The following is a 494-nucleotide window of genomic DNA, read 5'->3' as shown; positions in this document are numbered from 1 at the left end:
CAATATGGCTTGGCCAGGCTGATCGGCAAGATCGGCGTATTGCGCGGCGACGTCGAGGAGATTGGCGTGGCCGAACCGCGACGTGCGCTTCGCGCTGCCCTTGTCGGCGAAGCGCTGCGGCCGGCCGAAACCACCGAACTCTGGGCCGAGACACGTGCCGGTTTCCCGGCGTCCGACATTGCCGGCGCCTTCGCCGAGGTGACCTTGCTCGAAGCCGCCAGCGAACGTGATGAGGCCGTCGCCATCGCCGTCGCGCTCAAGCGCGCGGTCGAACAGCCCGGCCAAAGGGCGGCTCTCGTCACCGGCGACCGCGCGCTGGCGCGGCGCGTCTCGATCGAGCTCCAGCGCTTCGGCGTCGTTGCCGACGATTCCGGTGGCACACCGCTCGCCAACACTCCGGCGGCCAGCCTGCTCAGGCTGGCGCTCGAGGCACTGTTCCGGCCAGGCGATCCGGTTGGCCTGCTGTCGCTGCTCAAGCATCCGCTGCTCGGCCT

The 494-nt window shown here is 69.8% G+C and carries 1 pseudogene; it reads left to right on the top strand.

The window, feature by feature from the left end:
* Window positions 1–494, top strand: a pseudogene (locus tag ENZ74_RS33970) (double-strand break repair protein AddB); the annotation flags it as partial.

The sequence above is a fragment of the Mesorhizobium sp. M7A.F.Ca.CA.002.15.2.1 genome (assembly GCF_003998715.1).
In the GTDB taxonomy this organism is placed as follows: domain Bacteria; phylum Pseudomonadota; class Alphaproteobacteria; order Rhizobiales; family Rhizobiaceae; genus Mesorhizobium; species Mesorhizobium ciceri.
Note: the sequence above shows the minus strand (reverse complement) of the source record. Positions and strands in the feature narration are given on the sequence as shown.